This is a genomic window from Agaribacter flavus, assembly GCF_042646125.1.
Lineage (GTDB): Bacteria > Pseudomonadota > Gammaproteobacteria > Enterobacterales > Alteromonadaceae > Glaciecola > Glaciecola flavus.
The window spans coordinates 74533-94717 of record NZ_JBHRSW010000018.1; the positions used below are offsets into that span (position 1 = coordinate 74533).

At 42.0% G+C, this 20185-nt stretch carries 16 protein-coding genes and 1 tRNA gene; 6 read left to right on the plus strand and 11 right to left on the minus strand.

Translation table 11 applies throughout. The features are described 5' to 3' along the window. Positions 1–141: 141 nt before the first annotated feature. The 8 genes from rplL to ACFOHL_RS11440 form a co-directional block, all read right to left on the minus strand. The gene (gene rplL, locus ACFOHL_RS11405; RefSeq protein ID WP_376920360.1) at positions 142–516 is read right to left on the minus strand and encodes a 50S ribosomal protein L7/L12; all 375 of its coding nucleotides are present in this window, start codon (positions 514–516) and stop codon (positions 142–144) included. Positions 517–572: 56 nt separating this feature from the next. Continuing rightward, positions 573–1091 carry a 50S ribosomal protein L10 gene (gene rplJ / locus ACFOHL_RS11410; RefSeq protein WP_376920361.1) on the minus strand — a complete coding sequence of 173 codons (519 nt, stop codon included), beginning with the start codon at positions 1089–1091 and terminating at the stop codon, positions 573–575. Positions 1092–1360: 269 nt separating this feature from the next. After that, positions 1361–2059, minus strand: coding sequence for a 50S ribosomal protein L1 (rplA, locus tag ACFOHL_RS11415; RefSeq protein WP_376920362.1), 699 nt, complete (start codon positions 2057–2059; stop codon positions 1361–1363). A 5-nt stretch (positions 2060–2064) separates the two neighbouring features. Next, on the minus strand, positions 2065–2493 hold the full coding sequence (rplK, locus tag ACFOHL_RS11420; RefSeq protein WP_376920363.1) for a 50S ribosomal protein L11: 429 nt from the start codon (positions 2491–2493) through the stop codon (positions 2065–2067). Between the two features lie 242 nt (positions 2494–2735). After that, positions 2736–4250, minus strand: coding sequence for a sensor domain-containing diguanylate cyclase (locus ACFOHL_RS11425; RefSeq protein ID WP_376920364.1), 1515 nt, complete (start codon positions 4248–4250; stop codon positions 2736–2738). 450 nt (positions 4251–4700) lie between these two features. After that, a complete protein-coding gene (nusG, locus tag ACFOHL_RS11430; protein ID WP_376920365.1) occupies positions 4701–5237 on the minus strand; it encodes a transcription termination/antitermination protein NusG in 537 nt (178 codons plus the stop codon). A 5-nt stretch (positions 5238–5242) separates the two neighbouring features. Continuing rightward, on the minus strand, positions 5243–5620 hold the full coding sequence (gene secE / locus ACFOHL_RS11435; protein WP_376920366.1) for a preprotein translocase subunit SecE: 378 nt from the start codon (positions 5618–5620) through the stop codon (positions 5243–5245). A 71-nt stretch (positions 5621–5691) separates the two neighbouring features. After that, positions 5692–5768: transfer RNA gene (locus ACFOHL_RS11440), tRNA-Trp, on the minus strand. Between the two features lie 208 nt (positions 5769–5976). Here ACFOHL_RS11440 and ACFOHL_RS11445 point away from each other — a divergent pair. Both ACFOHL_RS11445 and ACFOHL_RS11450 read left to right on the plus strand, forming a co-directional pair. After that, positions 5977–6651 carry a nitroreductase family protein gene (locus ACFOHL_RS11445; protein WP_376920367.1) on the plus strand — a complete coding sequence of 225 codons (675 nt, stop codon included), beginning with the start codon at positions 5977–5979 and terminating at the stop codon, positions 6649–6651. 224 nt (positions 6652–6875) lie between these two features. Then, on the plus strand, positions 6876–8345 hold the full coding sequence (locus ACFOHL_RS11450; protein ID WP_376920368.1) for a tryptophan halogenase family protein: 1470 nt from the start codon (positions 6876–6878) through the stop codon (positions 8343–8345). Between the two features lie 111 nt (positions 8346–8456). Here the strand turns inward: ACFOHL_RS11450 and ACFOHL_RS11455 are convergent, their stop codons facing one another. Continuing rightward, positions 8457–10583: a hypothetical protein gene (locus tag ACFOHL_RS11455; RefSeq protein WP_376920369.1), complete on the minus strand. Its 2127-nt coding sequence runs from the start codon at positions 10581–10583 to the stop codon at positions 8457–8459. An 87-nt stretch (positions 10584–10670) separates the two neighbouring features. After that, positions 10671–14339, minus strand: coding sequence for a TonB-dependent receptor (locus ACFOHL_RS11460; RefSeq protein WP_376920370.1), 3669 nt, complete (start codon positions 14337–14339; stop codon positions 10671–10673). A 449-nt stretch (positions 14340–14788) separates the two neighbouring features. Here ACFOHL_RS11460 and ACFOHL_RS11465 point away from each other — a divergent pair, with 449 nt between their 5' ends. Then, a complete protein-coding gene (locus tag ACFOHL_RS11465) occupies positions 14789–15514 on the plus strand; it encodes a SapC family protein (protein ID WP_376920371.1) in 726 nt (241 codons plus the stop codon). 22 nt (positions 15515–15536) lie between these two features. Here ACFOHL_RS11465 and ACFOHL_RS11470 read toward each other — a convergent pair whose 3' ends face one another. Then, complete coding sequence (locus ACFOHL_RS11470; protein WP_376920372.1) at positions 15537–16712, minus strand: aminotransferase class I/II-fold pyridoxal phosphate-dependent enzyme; 1176 nt, start codon at positions 16710–16712, stop codon at positions 15537–15539. A 242-nt stretch (positions 16713–16954) separates the two neighbouring features. Between ACFOHL_RS11470 and ACFOHL_RS11475 the strand changes: the two genes are divergently transcribed. The 3 genes from ACFOHL_RS11475 to ACFOHL_RS11485 all read left to right on the plus strand — a co-directional run bounded on the left by ACFOHL_RS11475 (position 16955) and on the right by ACFOHL_RS11485 (position 20183). Further along, positions 16955–18025 carry a sensor histidine kinase gene (locus ACFOHL_RS11475; RefSeq protein WP_376920373.1) on the plus strand — a complete coding sequence of 357 codons (1071 nt, stop codon included), beginning with the start codon at positions 16955–16957 and terminating at the stop codon, positions 18023–18025. Next, positions 18022–18870: a LytR/AlgR family response regulator transcription factor gene (locus tag ACFOHL_RS11480; protein ID WP_376920374.1), complete on the plus strand. Its 849-nt coding sequence runs from the start codon at positions 18022–18024 to the stop codon at positions 18868–18870. Before ACFOHL_RS11475 ends, ACFOHL_RS11480 begins: the two co-directional genes overlap by 4 nt. Before the next feature lie 107 nt (positions 18871–18977). Further along, positions 18978–20183 carry an acetate kinase gene (locus ACFOHL_RS11485; RefSeq protein ID WP_376920375.1) on the plus strand — a complete coding sequence of 402 codons (1206 nt, stop codon included), beginning with the start codon at positions 18978–18980 and terminating at the stop codon, positions 20181–20183. Positions 20184–20185: the final 2 nt, after the last annotated feature.

A 20185-nucleotide genomic window follows, 5' to 3' on the forward strand; every position in this document is an offset into this window, starting at 1 on the left:
AAAACTTATCGCTATCCCCAGCGCTAAATTATCTATTCAAATAAAGGGTGAAAGTTTTGTAATAGATATAGCGCAAAAAGGCTGATGGTTCAAAAACCATCAGCCTAAGCCTAATAAAGGCTAGTAACTAGTCGCAACTAATTACTTGATTTCAACTTCAGCACCAGCTTCTTCAAGCTGCTTCTTCAGTTCTTCTGCTTCTTCTTTAGAAACAGCTTCTTTTATTGCTTTAGGTGCAGATTCTACAACTTCCTTAGCTTCTTTCAAGCCAAGACCTGTTGCGCCGCGAACAGCTTTGATTACTGCAACTTTGTTTCCACCGAATGAAGTAAGAACTACGTCGAATTCAGTCTTCTCTTCAGCAGCTTCAGCTGCAGCAGCAGGACCAGCTGCAACAGCAACAGCTGCAGTAGCTTCTACGCCGAATTTTTCTTCAGCTGCTTCGATTAGTTCAACAAGTTCCATCACAGGCATTTCTGCGATTGCATTCAAAATATCTTCTTTAGTTAGAGCCATTTCTCTAAACTCCTGGGTAAAATGTTAAAAATTTAAATAAATTGCCAAGACAAAAATTACTTTTCGTCTTTGATCGCTGCCAATACACGCACAAATTTGGTAGGCACTTCGTTGATTGTTTGAACGAATTTGCCAACTGGTGCTTTGAAGGTAGCAAGTAGTTTCGCAAGTGCTTCGTCTCTTGTTGGCAAAGAAGCTACTGCATCCAATTTTTCTGGACCAAGTAGACCACTACCAATAGATAAGGCCGTTACCTTTAATTTATCATTGCTTTTCGCGTAGTCTTTGAAAAGACGCGCAGCACCACCTGGAGCATCAATGGAAAAGCCATAAATTAGAGGACCGGTTAATGCACTGTCGAGGTCAGCAAACTTACTTTCAGCTAAAGCGCGCTTTGCTAGGGTGTTACGTACTACTTTTAAGTACACACCTTGCTCGCGAGCTTTAACACGAAGTTCGGTTAGCTCACCTACTTCCATACCACGGTATTCAGCGACGGCAACGGATAGAGCGCGAGACGCAACGTCAGATACTTCTGCTACGATCTCTTTTTTTGCTGCTAAACCTAATGCCACTGAGTTCACCTCTTAAATTCTGAATTTACTCACACCTAGATGCTTGTAGTTTCAGTGTTCACAGATTGATACCAGATAATTCCGATACCGCTCTACGGTGTTCATTTCCCAGAGAGTCTGAGTTGAAACCACCGTCTGCGCAGGAAAATTAAGTTTGCCATTAACGTTAGAGTTCTCTGACCGCTCTAACTGGCTTACACCTGCGGTCTTGGACGGGAGTCATAGCATTGTATGCTTTGACTCCAACCCACAACCTTTTCAGAGTTAGCTTATAGGCCTTCGACTGACCCTTGGTCAACCACAACACCTGCACCCATAGTAGTGCTTAAGCTAATTTTCTTAATATATGTACCTTTTGCAGAAGAAGGCTTAGCTTTTTTAAGCGCTTCAACCAAAGCTTCAAGGTTTTGTTTGATTTGAGTAGGCTCAAACGCGATTTTACCGATGCTAGCGTGAATGATACCGTTCTTGTCATTGCGGTATCTGACTTGTCCTGCTTTTGCATTCTTGACTGCCGTTGCTACATCTGGCGTAACCGTACCCGTTTTAGGGTTTGGCATCAAACCACGTGGACCAAGGATTTGACCGAGTTGACCTACAACGCGCATCGCATCTGGACTTGCTACAACAACGTCAAAATTCATTTCACCTTTTTTGACTTGCTCGGCTAAATCTTCCATACCGACAATATCTGCACCAGCTTCTTTTGCTGCTTCTGCATTCGCTCCTTGAGTAAATACAGCTACACGTACATCTTTACCTGTACCATTTGGTAAGACAGTCGCACCACGTACGTTTTGGTCAGATTTACGTGCATCAATGCCTAGATTGATAGCTACATCGACACTTTCAGGAAACTTGGCGGTAGCAAACTCTTTCAACAAAGCGACTGCTTCGTCGAATTGATATTCTTTTACAGGATCTACTTTTTCACGGATTGCGCGTAAACGCTTTGATAATTTTGCCATTTTAATTAGTCCTCTACTACCAAGCCCATGCTGCGCGCAGAGCCAGCAATCGTTCTAACTGCTGCATCAAGATCAGCAGCCGTTAAATCAGGCTCTTTAGTTTTCGCAATTTCTTCTAATTGCGCACGATTAACCGTACCTACTTTTTCAGTATTGGGACGACCAGAACCACTCTTTATGCCCGCTGCTTTCTTAAGTAAGAAAGAAGCCGGAGGCGTTTTAGTTTCAAACGTAAAGGAACGATCTTCGTATACAGTAATGACAACTGGGACTGGAGCACCTTTTTCTAAAGCTTCTGTTTTTGCATTAAAAGCCTTACAGAACTCCATAATATTAACACCGTGTTGACCTAATGCCGGACCAACCGGAGGACTTGGGTTTGCTGCACCCGCACCTACTTGTAGCTTAATTAAGCCAGTGACTTTTTTCGCCATAATTCTATCTCTCTATTAATCGGGTATAACGCCTTGTAAGTACAGAGAATACTTACTCTAACGGCTTCCCTTGCATAAAAAAGGGCGCAAAGTATAGGCTTTAAACAAAAAATAAGCAAGAATTAATTTATTCAGTAGCGCAACTATCAGACAGTATTTAAGTTTGTCGCTTTTGAGGCACGGTTCGGCAGCGTTTTTGATACTCCCGAACCGTGCCTCAAAAGCGACAAACTTAAATACTGCTATGTCATTTTGTGGGTAAGCTCACCCTTTCGCGACTTTTTAACTTCATACATAGTTGCATCTGCAGCCGCAATTAGCTCTTCCAGTTCTTCATTTGAATGGCTTGAGCGCGACACACCTATACTGGCACTGATTTGAACATCAACCCCCTCTTCGACGGTAATCGGCTGACTGATATTCATAATGAGTTTGTCACACATCTCTTTAATAGTAGACTCTGTGCGCTCGTCTTCGGGTATAGCAATCAAAAACTCGTCCCCCCCCCACCGACACGCAACTGAAGGCATGTCGTTGAAGGTACGCTTGATCACTTGGCCCACTTGACGCAATACGATGTCACCGGCATCGTGCCCGTATAAGTCGTTTACTGGCTTGAACTTATCCAAATCGACCATCATTAATACTGTGCCGTTAAGTTCTTTGTTGTTCATTTTCTTAATTTCACGTTTACCGGCACGCCTATTTAGTAGGCCGGTTAACACATCGTGATCAGCTTCAAATTTAGTCCTTTTTTCGCGATATGTACGTTCGGTAATGTCATACGCAATAACTTCTATTAATACTTCTTCACCAGCTTCAAAGTTTGAGTCAGCGTCACATATACGTGCAAATAAGCAATGTAGCACCCGCTCTTGCGAACCATCGATAAAACTTATATCAACCGCGATTTGGTCACTTGAATTGACTAGTCGCAAACGTTGGAAGTGTGTTTTGAGTTGTTCTCTTTGTACGAATGCCCCAACAAAATCTGTTGATTCGATAAGCTTAGGACACAAATGATTAAATGCGGGATTTTTAGTGATCAGTTGATTGTCACTATTGATAATGCCAATACCAGCACGGGCTTGCTCAAATATTAATTTAAAATGCTCTTGTAACTTACCGTGATGCAAACGAAGTTGTTGCTCTCTGGTAAATTGGTCTTTCAAGGCTAGAGTCAACGAGTTTATACCGTCAATAAGCAAGCCAAACTCATCCTTTTTGTTATAGCCAATTTCTATTGGTTTAAAGGTATCTGGAGACCGACCTTTTTGATTTTCAAAGGCGTTCGTTAATTTGCTGATTGGAGTGGTTAGCTGCTGTTGCACTACCCAACCTACGATAAGACTAGTAAACAAGCTTATTAGCAGCAATACACTAGCGTTCTCTATAGCATTTCGCGTTACGCTTTTTTGAATGAAATCATAATCAGGGTAAATTCGAAAAGTCCCCACGACCTCACCTTTCGTAAAGGGATCTTCCAATAAAATAGATATCGCTCGCTTATTTCCATTGCTTCCGACAGAGGCTAGCAGACCATCCTGATTTTCAATGGTAACACCTGCGACAAGGTCATTGAGTGCTAGGCCGTTGATAATTTCTGTTGCTAGGACATCGTCGTTTAAGTATGCGGCAATAGCGGCGGTCTGTTGTGCACCAACACCCAATTGTTCAACTAGCTGGCGATTGACATTGGTTTGCTGATGCTCTTTATAAAAATACACACCTGCAGCACTGACTAAAGCAAACAGCATACTTGTTGTCGCTATGATCACAGCAACGCGAAGATAAATTTTATTGTGCAAATTTAGCATAAAATATTGATATTACGCTCAACTGTTAAGCAAGTACCGTTTTGGTTATTTTAGACTATATATACCTGACACCCAAATTACTACTACTTAAGTCTTACAATCTATAAAAATGCAATAAGACTAGGGTCTGTTGACCTTTGGTGTGCAATTTTGCAGCGGTTTGTGCTTCATTTCTACTGCTTTATCGCTCCTTGATGTAGAACAACTACACGACAGTCGCTCTGCATTGTATAAATGAAGCACAAACCGCTGCAAAATTGCACACCAAAGGTCAACAGACCCTAGATATTTAATACCTGATAAACGTAAAAAAGGCTTACAGTGTTATCTGTAAGCCTTTATAGATAAATCTTGTGACCACCGATAGAAGTAGCCTTGTCCGTGCAGAACTTAGCCTTTTTCTACCTGGCTGAACTCTAACTCCACAGGAGTAGATCGTCCAAAAATAAGCACCGATACTTTTAAGCGACTTTTTTCGTAGTCCACTTCTTCAACAACACCGTTAAAGTCTGCAAATGGGCCGTCATTTACACGCACCACTTCGCCTGGTTCAAACAGAGTTTTAGGTTTAGGCTTATCGACAGATTCTTCAAGCCTATTTAAGATTGCATCGGCTTCACGTTTAGAAATTGGCATGGGGCGGTCTGATGTGCCGCCAATGAAGCCGAGAACTCTAGGAATACTCTTGACCAAGTGCCAAGATTCTTCGTTCATTTCCATTTCAACCAAAACATAACCGGGGAAAAATTTACGCTCTGATTTACGTTTTTGGCCAGCGCGCATTTCAACTACTTCTTCCGTTGGCACAAGTATCTCGCCAAAGTAATCTTCCATGCCGTGCATTTTTATGTATTCTTCTAGCGTTTTCTTTACTCGAGATTCATACTGAGAAAACGCCTGCACTACGTACCATTTTTTATCTGACATAAGTCTTAGGCTCCGATACCAGTGATAAGTCCGACAGCCCAAACGATAAGCATATCGATAAAGTAAAGCAGCACACCTACTAGCGCAGTAGCTGCAAGAATGATAAGAGTTAATCTCACCACTTCTTGGCGCTCAGGCCACACAACTTTACGCACTTCAATTCTTGCGTCTTTGGCAAAGGCAAAAAATGCTGAACCCTTGGTAGTTGTAGCAGCAACAGCTAGGGAAGCAGCGATTACTACTACAGCGGCAAGTGCTCGGTATAACGGGGAAATTTCACCATATGCACTGTTAAAATATACAAGTCCGCCGACTAGCGCGACAACTACTAACCATTTTATTGTGTCCAACGGATTGGACTGACTTTCTGCCTTATCACTCATTCGTGTTACCTTTGCAGCGTAAGGCTTTATGCACTACGCCTACATTCCATATTGACCAACAGTATATCAGTTGGCAGGGGTGGAGGGACTCGAACCCCCAACCATCGGTTTTGGAGACCGCTGTTCTACCAATTCGAACTACACCCCTAAAATACTGATACAAATCTTATAGTTACACCACCCTTGTGAGTTTGTCGATTTTGGGGAACGTCAGTATCATAAGGGAGGGACGCGTATTATACTTAAGAAAATGCGGGATACAAGCTTTTAATGCTTTGATTCAAGTTTTAAGCGCTGGTTAAAATCCGCGTTTTCAGCGACAATTTACAACTAAAAAATACAAGACAGGAAACTCTATGCAAGCGCATAAAAGTAAAGCTCTAGATGATTACATAGAATATCCACAGGCCACTATGGCCCAGCGTGCAGATGACTGGTACGAGCAAATAAAACGTCGGCACAGTATTCGCCAATTTAGTTCCAGGAGTGTTCCACAACACATTATCGAAACGTGTATAAAAGCAGCAGGCACCGCGCCCAATGGCGCCAATCATCAACCATGGCATTTTGTCGCAATCAGTTCACAAAATGTTAAACGCGAAGTACGTGAACAGGCTGAAGCGCATGAACGGCGCTTTTATGAAGGTTCTGCTAGCGAAGAATGGTTAACTGCGCTCAAACCACTAGGTACGGACGCTGAAAAACCTTATTTGGAAACTGCGCCTTGGTTGATTGCCATTTTCAGTCAAAAAAATACTCAGCAGGACAGTGGAAAAAAGAAGCAAAACTATTACGTGCATGAATCCGTTGGGATAGCCACCGGCTTTTTAATTGCAGCTTTGCACAACGCAGGACTGGCCACGCTAACACATACGCCAAAACCAATGAGTTTTTTATCAAAAATATGCCAACGCCCTGATGACGAACGACCATACATGTTGCTCGTTGCTGGTTATCCTTCGGAAGACGCAACGGTTCCTTATCACGCTTTGAAGAAAAAGAGCTTAGATGAAATCGCTACGTTTATGTAATCCAAATCAAAGGCACATTACATTAATTGGCGGCATCACAAACTATTTACTACCTCCACGTAGTTCGAACTTCATTAGTTGAATATCAGGCTGAGATTAAAAGCAATTTTGTAAAAAGTGAAAAGCTTCCCTTACACAAATTAGCAACAAAAACACAAGTCACGTTGTAAGGAACACAGCGCATTGGTATCATTTTCCAATTAAAAGCAGTTTAGCAAATCGCAATGAATACTAAAGTAAACCAAGTCGTAATTTTGGGTGGCGGTACCGCCGGTTGGATGGCAGCCGCCTTGCTATCAAAAGCCTTCTCTAAAACCAATATCACTTTAGTAGAATCTGATCAAATTGGGACGATAGGCGTGGGTGAGGCGACGATCCCAAGCATTCATTTTTTTAACGACATGCTAGGTATGCGTTCCACAGAGTTTGCTAAAGCGACCTCAGGCACCTTCAAACTTGGCATCCAGTTCGAAAACTGGAAGGCACAAGGCGAGCAATATTTTCACGGCTTTGGCAGCACGGGTTTGGGGATGTGGGCAGCGGGTTTTCACGAATATTGGCAACGAGGCGTAGAGCTAGGCATCAGCAAACCATTTGGTGCGTATAATGCAGAGGGCGTGGCTGCCAAGCAGAACAAATTTGCACATGAACAAAATGGTTTAAATTTCGCCTACCATATAGACGCAAGCCTTTACGCTAAGTTTCTTAAACAAGTGGCAGAAAATAACGGCGTCAAACGTGTTGAGGGGAGAGTAGCCCAAGTCAATACAGACCCTCAAAGCGGAAATATTAGCGCGCTCGCATTACAAAATGGTCAAGTAATAGCTGGCGACTTTTTTATTGACTGCTCAGGGTTTAAAGGATTATTGATAAACGAAACCCTCAATACTACTTTTGTTGATTGGTCTCATTGGCTTCCAATGGATCGAGCCATCCCAGTACAAACAAGACTACAAGGTGATCCGCCGCCCTACACCCGCTCTATCGCAAATCACGCTGGCTGGCAGTGGAGGATACCTTTACAACACAGAATGGGCAATGGCATCGTATACAGTAGCCAGTATATGTCTGATGACGAAGCATCCAAGCTTTTACTCGACACTATCGAAGGTGAAAAACTGACTGAGCCTCGTTTGATAAAGTTTGTTACCGGACATCGTGAAAAACTGTGGAATAAAAACTGTGTCGCCATAGGCTTGGCCGGCGGATTTATCGAACCCTTGGAATCCACGGCTATTCATATAATCCAACAAGGGATAATGCAGCTGATCAAGTACTTCCCCACATACGGTATAAATGACTTAGAGGTCAATCAGTACAACAACTATATGGTGAAGGATTACAATGAAATAAAGGACTTTATTATTCTTCATTACTGTCAAACCGAACGCGATGACTCGCCGTTTTGGAGGTTTTGTAAGAATATGGATATTCCTGAGAGTCTAAAAACTCGCCTTGATTTATTCAAAAAGACAGGCCGTTTTGTACAAGGAAAAGACGAAGTTTTTTCCGATTCTTGGCTACAGGTCATGATAGGTCAAGGTTTGATCCCAGAAAAACACCACCCAATTGTCGATGAAATCTCTGAGCATGAGTTGCAAAACCTACTCGATAGAATAGAGAACGAAAACAAGCAAAAAATTGATAAACTTCCTTCTCACAAGGCATTTTTAGATAAATATTGCAGAGCCTAGGGTCTGTTGGCCGGATGTGATGGTTAGTTAAAAACTTACACATCATTATTGTTTTTAGAGGCAAAAAAAAGCCCTGATACCATCGGTATCAGGTTTTTTTTGTATGATAGTTTATTCTGGGATGAATACTAAACGCACGTTATCAATGTGATAGATTGAATCAACACCGTTGAACGTGAGGTTTACAGTAACCGTTTCAGAAGACCAATCAATATCTGAAGTATCGAACTTCTCTGAGAAGAAGATTTCAGATGTCGTGGTAGCACTCGCGACAGCTGTACCGAAAGTACCAGAACCTATAGCAGAGGTACCATTTGATAGGCTAGCAGAAAACGTCTCGTTGTCAGCGCCCTCTTCTTTGTTAGTAAGATTTACATCTGCAGACAATAAGTATCTTCCGCCTTCTATAATTGCTCCAGCATCAATAGGTAAGCTAACGGTCACAGATTCAGAACCGGTAGTGTTAACTTCCAAAACCATCGAGTCACCAGATTCAACCACTGCGACCGTTCCGCCAACATTTGTTACACTGCTGAGTGGATCTTCGCCATCAAACAAGCCAACATCGTTGGTCAGGATGTCATGCGCAGCTAAATCAATAAAGCCGTATTCTACAAAGTGGAAGTCATCAACAAAGTGAATATCAAAACCTTGGAAGAATTTAGCCAAGTTGAAGCTCAAAGACAAGCCAACGTTAACCGCATGTGAACCACCTTCGAAAGTAGACAAAAGGAATACGTGTTCTAGTGGTGTGTTGATAGTTGTGTTGTCAAAATAACGAGCACCCGCCCAAAAGGTGTCAGCACCAGGGGTATTCCAGAAGGAAATCCATGGGTTACCACTTACTTCAGCCGTGTTCTTGAGTGCCATAGAAAACGCATATTTTTTGTTGGCTTCAAGTACGTCGATTACTGGACCACCATTTAGTTCACAGTTTGCGCCTTCAATTTTAAGACCATAGTCACCGAAAATGGCAGCCTCATTTGTCACTTCGATCAAATTACAACCCGAAGAAAAGAATCCAAACTCATTGAAGCCAGCTAAATTTCCACCTGTGACCAATGGTCCACGAATACTTGGGTCTTCAAATGTAGGATCCGTTAATGCTGTTGCCATCAAGTTGGTTTGTACACCGTTGATTCTAATGGTTAATTCTGCTGTACCATCAGCGCGGTTACCGTTTGAATCTTCAACATTGTAAGAAATCACTTTCTCAACGAAAGAACCAGCAGGCACTGCGTTGAAAAATGCATGAGGATTAAACTCAAGGATGTTGCCGTCCAAATTTAAACCGTATGGAAGGTCGCCCCCATCAGCCATAACATCAAGGATAACGATGTCATCGCCTTCGCGCTCTTGAATTTCGTCTGACAAATCGATTGTCATTACAGCGTCTGTTTCGTCAACTTCCAAAGACTTGAAGTAGTTTAGAACCAAAGGAGCACCAGGCACATCTTGAACACCAAGCACGTTGACAGTCAAGTTGCGTTCAATGTCAAACCTGTGATCACTGACCGTGTAGGTGTAATTGAAAGTGACGCGTTGACCATCTGGTATTTGGCTCTCAACAGCTGCGATATCAACGTCAATGTTAGTACCGTTGATGCTAATAGGAAGTTCAAATGGATTATCAGTTGAAGCGACTAAGTTGCTTATTGTTAATGGCTCACCATCAGCGTCACTTACGTTAAGCAAACCATCAATAGAAGACGCTCCTGCGTCTCTAGTAAAGTTACCAACTAAATCGTTAGCTATTTCAGGCGCAAAATCCTCACCAACTATTGTGATAGTTGCAGTACGAGGCGTCAAATTTGCTCCGTCAGAGATATTAAAATTAACCACGACGGTATGTGTTTCATCAGTGTCGAGGTTTGGCGCAATATCTAGTGGTCTAACGCCTAATTTATTGCCTCTTAACTCGATGCCAGCAGTTTGAATCTCATCCGCACGAGGACCAGATGTCGTAATCGTTACATCAGTCACGGTTAAGAAATTACCATCAGCGTCAGTAGCGTTGCCTTCACCAGATAAACGTCCCTCTGGTGTACCCAATAACTCTACAAAAGTAATCGTGTCTTTTTCTTGGAATTCCATAGCGATATCACCGCCGTGAACCGGTGGGCTATCATTTTGTACCGGTGCTGGAGTGAAATCATCGGCTGTTCCTCCACCACAACCTGCTAACGCGAGAAGTGTTGAAGTCGCTAGTACAGCGCTGGATTTTTTAAATGTTTTCATAACTTTTTACCAATATTCTGTTTTCATCGTATGCGGTATTTTTGGGTTGTCAAAAATACCGCATCACCAATTGACTAATAACTACAATTAAAATTTCACGCGAAGACCTAAACGGTACGTCGTCCCAATTTTATATTTTTGGTAAGTACGGTGGGTCGGTGCTTCACCCTCTAGCGGATTACCTTCTTCAAGGTTGACAAAATCAAACCCTGCTGCGTTGTCTGAAGGCACACGCACTACGTCAAGTGTGCGGCTCGTAAAGTAAATACGATGCGCGACATCTGTTAAATTAATTGCTTGGAAAGTCAGTGAAATATTCTCGTTAACTTGATAAGAAGCTGACAAGTCTAAAGTATCTCTGCCTTCATTCCAGATAGAACCTTGGTTCCAGTTACGTCCACTTTGTCCGTTTGTCCAATCTGTACCGACCAATGAGTCAGATGTACCTCGTAAACTCAAACGTACTTGGTGACCATTTTGTTCCCAAAACGTTGTTAAGTTATAGCTATGCTCCGGTGTTTCTGCTACGGGGTAAGAAGGCAAACGCAGTTCTGGGTTTATCGTCGAGAATCCAGAATCGTATTCACTGTCTTGGAAGGTATAGTTCGCAGATACCCCGAATCCACCTGTCCATGCTGGCCAATCAAACATTTCGGGTAAGAAATCATAGGTATGTACGTAACCGAGTTCTAAACCTTGAATCTTAGCATTTAGCGAGTTAACCACGCGTGTAACGGTAAAGTCAGCACAATTATCAGCTGGGTCTCCAGTGAATGTTGTCGGATCTGAAGCTTGATAACCAAATTCGGTCGTTGCACGAATTGGGTGACAGTTTGCAAGATTACCACTATCAAGCAAGATGAGATCATCACCATTTTCAGGTGCGTTGGCTGGATCTCTTACACTGTTGATGAATGAAGTGTTAGTTTCTCTGTCAGTAAAGTTAGACATGTCTTTTTTGAACAATGCTAAACTCAGCAAACCAGTGTCGCTAAAGTACCATTCTAAAGATAAATCTAAGTTGTTTGATTCTAACGGCTCTAACTGCGTGTTAAATACAGAAACATTACCAACATTTAAGTTGCCACTACCCCAATAGCTACCTTCGTTGACGAGGTAACCTGGACGCAGTAAATCAATCTCAGGGCGTGTCATAGTTTTAGATATAGCAAAACGGCCTACGAACTCTTCAGAGAAGGCATAGTTTAAATTTAAACTAGGCAGTACATTTTCATAGGAGTGCGTTTTAAATGCAGGAATCGAGGCGACTTCTCTGTTTTCAAATGTACCCCAAGTATAGTTTGTATTATTCCCGTCTGTTGAACCATTCCACTCAGGTAGGTTATCCCAACCATATGTGCGGCTCGTCGCTACGTCAGCATATCTCCACAACGAACTCCAAAGTAAGTTGAAGTCATTGAGATTGGGCTGATCTTGAATATCACCCGCTCTAAAAGCGGCTAGGGCGTCTGCATAATCTGCTACTGCTGGATCATGACATGGACCAACATCTGGAATTCTTACCCATGTTGCTGGATCGGGACCCGCACTGGTATCCCAACCTAAACCATCAACACGCTGATACTTTTGATCATAGCGAGTAATGCCGTCATCCCCAGGATTTATAGCTGGACACTCTGCAAGCGAGCGGTCTGCTAGCTGAGCAAGCGTATGTCTATCAAATTCACGTTGTAAATCTGAACCACCTTGTTCAAAGTACCGTGCACCAGAGAAACCTTGTGCTTCGATTTCTGTTTCAACATAACGAACACCCAAGTCACCGGTTAGCTTACCGTCAAGAAATTCAAAGTTAACTTTGAAATAAAGCGCTTGAGTATCGATATCGGTTTCGCGAGATGCTGTATTATCAACATTGCGAACGACATCACCGTCACCTAGCACCAATTCTTTTGCTAGCTTGACATCAATAGGCGTCCAACCAACGGTAGCACCTTCTCTTGGGAAACCGAGTGATGCCATGAAATCATCATAAGGAATTGGGTCGCCTGCGATGATGTCGCCACGGATACTGCTAAGTGAGCCCCCCAATTCAACGATGGTTTCACCTGTTACAGGGTCAGTAATAACTTCTGAAGCCTGTAAGGATTGGAAGCTGAAATTCTGGTTATCAACAAGCTTGTTACGTGATGTTGCTTTCGCACCGAATTCAACTTTTGTTACACCATAAAAATCATCAACAAACCAATCGAAGTCAACTTGTGCGTTAGTGATAGAGTCTTCTACATCACGCTGACTTTCACTAATAAAGCCAAGGTGGAAAGATGAAATATCTTGTGGGTTAAAACCAGTAAAGGCGACATTATCACTTGCGCCTGATACCCTAGAGCCATTTTCATCAGTAAACGCATTTAAGTTTTCACCTAAGTCAACAAGGCTGTTGCCGTAAACAGCTCGGCAAACGTCCCCACCGCCAGTACAGTCGACACCTACAGGCTCAATATTTGCGCCAGCATCATATAACAAGCGGCCTGGTACTTGGACAAAGTTTTCCATTACGGTAAATGCACTGGGTAAACTTTCTGATTTACTGAACGAGTGTCCAACCTGAGCCTCAACCACTAGGGACGACGATAGTTCTGTTTTAAAGTTTAAAGTCGAACTAAAGTTTTCATTATCTTGACCACCGTCACTACGCACTAAGTTACCGTTACCATAACGATTGATACGCTTAGTCATATCATAAGTTCTGGTATCAACTTGAATCCAATCTATGGGGTCACTGAATGGATTTGGCGCACGAGAAAAGTTTGTCGGTTGAACCCCTTCAACAAAGTTAGGGATATTAGCAAAACTCTTCGCCTGAACAGCATCAAAGGTTCTTACTAGCTCTTGCTTGCTATAAGTTACGTCAAGCATTAACTCACTAACATCATTTGGTAAAAACTGAATACCGAGTGAGCCACCATATCGGTTACTTTCGTTTTGGTGTAATTCATAGCTCGCTACAGAAGGTTCAATAACCTTAACGCCAGAGAGCACATTACCATTTTGATCAACGGCCTGATCATAAACTTGCGAAGCAACAAAGTTACTGGCGTTATACTGGTCTTTTCTGTAGGCATTTGACTCGTCGTATACAGTAAGTGCCACACCTAGGGTTTCATCAAGAAACTTTTCTGACAAAGAGAATTGAATCTTATGATTCTCTTTTTCAGAGAAGTCATTATATCTACCTTGCAAAGTAAAAGAGCGAATATTTTCTACTTGGTCAAGGGGACGAACTGTTACTAGGTTAACCGATGCACCCAGAGAACCTTCGTCATGATCAGCACTTGGCGTTTTTACCACTTCTAGTTTTGAGAGAATATCAGCAGAGAAAGAACTTAAATCTACTGCCTGAGAAAAATCGGTTGACGTTAATGACTGACCATTAAGCGTAATGTTGTTTTGGTTTGCATCAGCACCACGAACAGTAATCTGCGTACCTTCACCATCTTGGCTTACAACGGTAACCCCAGTTACTCGTCCCAAAGCATCTGCAATGTTTTGGTCCGTTGTCTTACCGATATCTTCGGAGTTGATCGTATCGATGACACCTGATGCAAAACGTTTGTCGTTTATTGACTTTTTGAGACTTGCTTTTAGTCCCTTGACCTGAATTACTTCGACGCTTTCATCAGCCGTCGCCGCTTCATTAGTAGAAGCTTCCTCTTGACCCAAAGCACTAAAGCTTAGTGCTGAAAGTACAGCTAAACATACGCCATTTAAATGAAACCGTTGATTCTTGACGGACATCTTTAAATTCTCCCAGTGATTTAACTAAAGTGGTCAATCCCACTTAATTCAAACGAAAGTGTTACATTTTTGTAAAATATTGTAAATCCACCTGTGAAGTTTCTCTCTGAAAGTAGGTAATGTCAATGGTAAATTGTTAACAAAACTGGGTAAAATTGCAGAAAATGTTTACATAATTAAATTAAAACCAATAATTACATACACTTACAATAAGTAGCAAAAATAGAAGTTAATTTACAAAAATTTCCGTCATTTTTATGAAATTTCACAATTTCATCACTTTTCAAAGGTACAACCAGTTAAAATGAAGACAAACTTTTCAGTAGATGACAGTCAGGCTAGGCAGAACCCAATATGATTTGACGCAAAACAATATCCTAGCTTTGAACACCAGCTCACTTATTTGTTACCATTGTTAACATCGATAACAAAGTAGCGTAGTAAATTTAATGCAAAAAGAATCTGTAGAGTTGCTTGATAACATCAGGCACAAAGATGTCACTGTTGACAACAATCTGTTTGATATTCCGGCCAACCATGTAAACACTGTATATATTGTAATGACTGAATTAGCGAACTTAGTGCACGAGTACCCAATATTTATTACCAAACAGCCAAATTCTGAGGCTTTCGGCTTAAACGCACTACTCGGCTTACATCCGGGCGAAAACTTATATTTACAAAATGGGCAATGGGACGCACGCTATTTACCCCTTGACATACTGAGAAAACCTTTCCAAGCAGTCTTAGCAAAACAAGACGACTTTTCTCAAGGTAATATCGCAATAGATTTAAGTAGCCCGCAGGTTACAAGCAAGAAGGGAGAAGCCTTGTATGACGAATCGGGTCAAGCCACACCATATCTCGAGCGCATAAAACAAACCTTTACCCAGTTAATGGGAGCAATGGATTATACTAACAAACGCTTACAACGAATGGCGGAATTGGGGCTTATTCAAGCCATTACCCTGCAATTCGATGATATCTCAGGTGAGAAAACAAGTTTAAATGGCTTGCACAGTATAAATAAAGATGCCCTAGCGGCTTTGAGTGGGTCAGAGTTAGAAGAAGCTCACAAAGACGGTATACTGCAAATTTGCCATTTAATAATGAGTTCTGGTGCGCATGTACAAAAACTGATTAATTGGAGTAAACAAAAAGAACAAGTAAAATAATTTGGCACAAATTAGAGACTGATTATACATCAGCCAAATTATTAACAAACTCACGTAACCTACGCATACCTTCAAGCAATGCGTCTTCGTTGGTAGCGTAGGACAACCTTATGTATTTATGCCCTTCTGCTAAACCGAAATCGATACCAGGGGTCATAGCAACCCCTTTCTCACTCAACAGGCGGCGACAAAATTCCATTGAGTCCAAATTTGTGGCACTGATGTCCAAATACACATAAAACGCACCATCTGGCTTCACGGGTACTTGCAGCGCACAACCACTTAACTCACAAAGCACAAGTTTCCTGCGTTGAATCAAAGTGCGATTTCGCGATTCACACTCGTCAATAGAGTCTTTTTCAAAACAAGCTCGCGCGGCAATTTGCGCCGGTGTAGAAGGACATATATATAAGTTTTGTGAAAGCTTTTCGATAACTGGCACCATATCTTCTGGCACTATCAGCCAGCCCAATCGCCAACCTGTTAGACCAAAGAATTTGGAGAAGCTATTTACAACTAAAGCGCCATCATCAACAGCCAACACACTTTGCGCAGTTTCGCGCTCACCATCACACAAGTTTAAGTAAATTTCGTCGACAATACGCCAAGCACCTTTGCCGGCGGCAAAATGGCAGATGTCGTTTAGATCGTCTAACTTAATACTCGTACCTGTTGGGTTAGACGGCGTTGCTAGCATTAGGGCTTTTATGCTGCTGTCCCAGTGTTCTTCAATCTGAGACATAGTGAGTTGAAAGCGCGTAGAGGCATCTGTTGGCACAAGTTTTACGCGCCCATTAAATGTATTCACAAACTGACGGTTACAAGGATATGAAGGGTCGTTCATTATCACAGCGTCGCCTGGGTTTACAACAGCAGCGCAAGCAAGCATTAGTGCAGCAGAGGCACCGGCTGTCACCACCACGCGGCTCGCTGATATCGTGATCCCATGTTGCGACTGGTAAAATGCGGCAATTTTTTCACGCAGTATTGGATCGCCAAGCGCACTCGTATAGCGCATTTCATTGTTTTTTACGGCATTTAGCATTGCCTTTTTTACCAGAGGTGGTGCACCAAAATCTGGTTCTCCCAAATTCAATCGAATAATTGATTTACCTTGCAACTCGAGCGCACTGGCAGCATCACCAAACTCCATCGCATAAAAAGGAGAAATGGCCTGAGCTCGATCTGAATACTTCATTTAATGCACCTTGATTGTTAAGCTGATTTTTTGGGTATGACTAGCGGAGTGGCAAGATTATACGCGAATAGGTTTTACTTCTGTCTACAGAAATTTTTCTGAATTTAATCTCGCCGACATATTTAGGTAAACTGAAAACATTTTGAGACAAATAGAAACATCCTTGCGACAAACCGAAATCATCTAGTCACACCTTTGACTTATACTGCGATAAATTCAATATACATACATTATTGTAAACCATGAAATATCAGATGTTGGTGGGCAGTAAGTACCAATTTTATCTCGTCAACCTAGCCGGTTGGGCTGGATACATATCAAGTCGTTTGCTTGGCACCATTTATTGGGACAAAACCGCAAGTTATTATTGGTTTATCACCTTTGGTGGCATTTTCGCATTTTTGTTGAGTTTTTCTTTACGTCCTATTTATCTGAAAATTTGGGCTTGGGAAGCCAATACTGCCAAAAAAATTATTCTAGTTTTGGGCATCTGCTATTTGTTGAGTATTATCTGGGTCGTACCAATGAATCTGCTCTTTTGGGATATATTTAAACAAGGCTATCGCCCAGGCGGTTGGTATGGATATATAAGTGACAATGGCGGAAAGTTTTATTTGTATTTCTGCTGGAGTTGCCTGTACTTTGGCATTAAATTTTACCGAGAAATGCAAAAAGCAACGCAAAGCGCGCTGAAAGCAAACTCTTTAGCTCACGAAGCTCAGCTAAAAATGCTTCGCTACCAACTAAACCCCCATTTTTTATTCAATACCTTAAACGCCATTTCTACACTAATTTTGATCAAACAAAACGACAGAGCCAATGAAATGGTGGCGCGGCTATCTAATTTCCTTCGTGACTCACTAGACAATGATCCGATGCAAAAAGTCACACTCAAGCAAGAAATTAATACCTTACAACTGTATTTAGGTATTGAAAAAGTCCGATTTGACGAGCGACTCGAAGTAAAATTTGATATCGGAAAAAACGCCGAGGAAGCACTTATTCCAAGTTTAATTTTGCAACCTTTGGTTGAAAACTCAATCAAATATGCTATCGCCAATTCGGAAACGGGCGGTACAATCAAAATATGCGCGAATATCGAAAGGCGATACTTATTACTACTTATTGAAGACAACGGGCCAGGTGTAAAGTTGAATGGAGGCAGTCTTCCATCTGGTAGAGGTGTGGGTATCAAAAACACACAAGGTAGATTAAAAGAGCTATATGGGGAAGAGCATACGTTCTCCATTACTAACGCTCAGCCAAGTGGACTGCGCATAGCCATTCAAATTCCATATGAGGTATCCCAATGATCGCAACAGATAGCCATTCACAGCCAGCGAACATCGCCAACAAGAAAATCAGAGCTCTTATTGTGGACGATGAATCACTTGCCAGACAAGGATTGCAGATCCGACTTGAGTCATTTGATGATGTCGAGATTATTGGTCAATGCGCCAACGGCAGAGAAGCGTTACAGGCAATCAATGAACATAGTCCGGATCTCGTTTTTTTAGATATTCAAATGCCTGGTTTGGATGGATTTGATGTTGTCAAAAGAATGCAAGCAGACAATACGCCGCTGGTAGTATTTGTCACCGCGTTTGACCAATATGCTATCGACGCGTTTGAAGTCCATGCAATAGACTATGTGCTAAAACCCGTAGAGCAAGAGCGCTTGCATATTGCCGTTGACAGAGCTCGACAACATCTCTCCCAATCCAGTGTCGAAAATCAAAAGCAGCGCTTAATTGACCTTATCGGTAACATTACTGGGCAGACGCCCGCTGAACTCACTAAGTTATTATCTGAGGGTAGTTCACTCAACAATCAATATCCCGAAAAAATAGCAATTAAAGATAGAGAAGAAACCACTCTCGTAAACAGTAAGGACATCGAATGGGTTGAAGCGGCGGGTGACTACATGTGTATTCATGCCAACGAGCAAGTGCATGTTCTCAGATCAACAATGAAGAAACTGGAAGAGAAGCTTAATCCCAAAATTTTTCAACGGGTACACCGCTCCACTATCGTCAATACCGACAAAGTCGAAAAAGTATGTTCGCACATTAATGGCGAATATTATCTGGTGCTACATAATGGCGCCAAACTAAAAATGAGCCGCAGTTATCGAGAAAAAATCAAACATATTTTATAAAGCATGCTCAGTCATGTTGATTTTGCACAATACAAAATGAACCTCTTTTGTATAAAGTACATATCCCGTAAAGTGTAGTGTCTAATCAGAGTGCTTAGGTGTAAAATATGTCCTCATATGTGTTGGTTTTGAATTGTGGTAGCTCTTCGATCAAATTTGCCATTGTCGCCGTTAATAACGGCGAATCAATATTATCAGGATTGGCCGAAAACTTGGGAAGTGACAACAGTACATTAAAAATAAGTCACGCTAAAACAAGCACTTCCTATTCTCTCCCTGCGAACTGTAAGCATGAATCGGCTCTTTCATCTATTAATAATATCCTAAACGAGTACCAAGATTTAAAACAAAAAGTCGTAGCAATAGGGCATCGAGTGGTGCATGGGGGAGAAATTTTTACCCAAGCAACACTTATTGACGACGAGGTCAAAGCTGCCATTAAAAACACTTCGCACATGGCACCATTGCATAATCCCGCAAATTTATCAGGTATCGAGTCTGCACAACTTGCTTTTCCAGCACTCCAGCATGTTGCAGTATTCGACACCGCTTTTTTTCAAACCATGCCTAAGCACGCTTATCTTTATGCCCTGCCCTATGAGTTGTATAAAACTCACGGGATCCGTCGCTACGGCTTTCACGGTTCTAGTCACGAGTTCGTAAGTACTAAAGCTGCTGAGCTATTAAATCAGCCACTCGAAGTAAGCAACCTAATAACCGCACATCTGGGAAATGGTTGCAGTATTACGGCTATAAATCAGGGCAAAGCGATAGATACCAGTTTAGGCTTAACTCCACTTGAGGGATTGGTCATGGGAACAAGATGCGGCGATTTGGATCCCAGTATTCCAACTTACATGCAAGAGACCTTAGGCTACTCCGCAAGTAAAGTGAATGACTTACTCAACAAATCTTCCGGATTACTTGGGATCTCTGAGCTAAGCAATGACTGCCGATTGTTGGAGGAGCAGTCAAAAAATGGGAATGAACTGGCGCAACTAGCGTTAGAGATTTTCTGTTATCGTTTAGCAAAATATATAGCTAGCTATATGGTCGCATCGGGTCCTTTAGATGCTCTGGTGTTCACCGGTGGTATCGGCGAAAACTCCTCTTTCATCCGTCAAAGAACAATAGCAATGCTATCAACCCTAAATTTTTCAATTAATGAACAACTGAATGAAAAAATGCGCTTCGGGCATGCTGGGTTTGTACAACAAGAAGCGAGTCATAAGATCATTGTTATTCCTACTAATGAAGAATGGGTCATTGCCAACAAGGCGGCTAAGCTCACACTAGCATCAGGAGAGCAGTAATC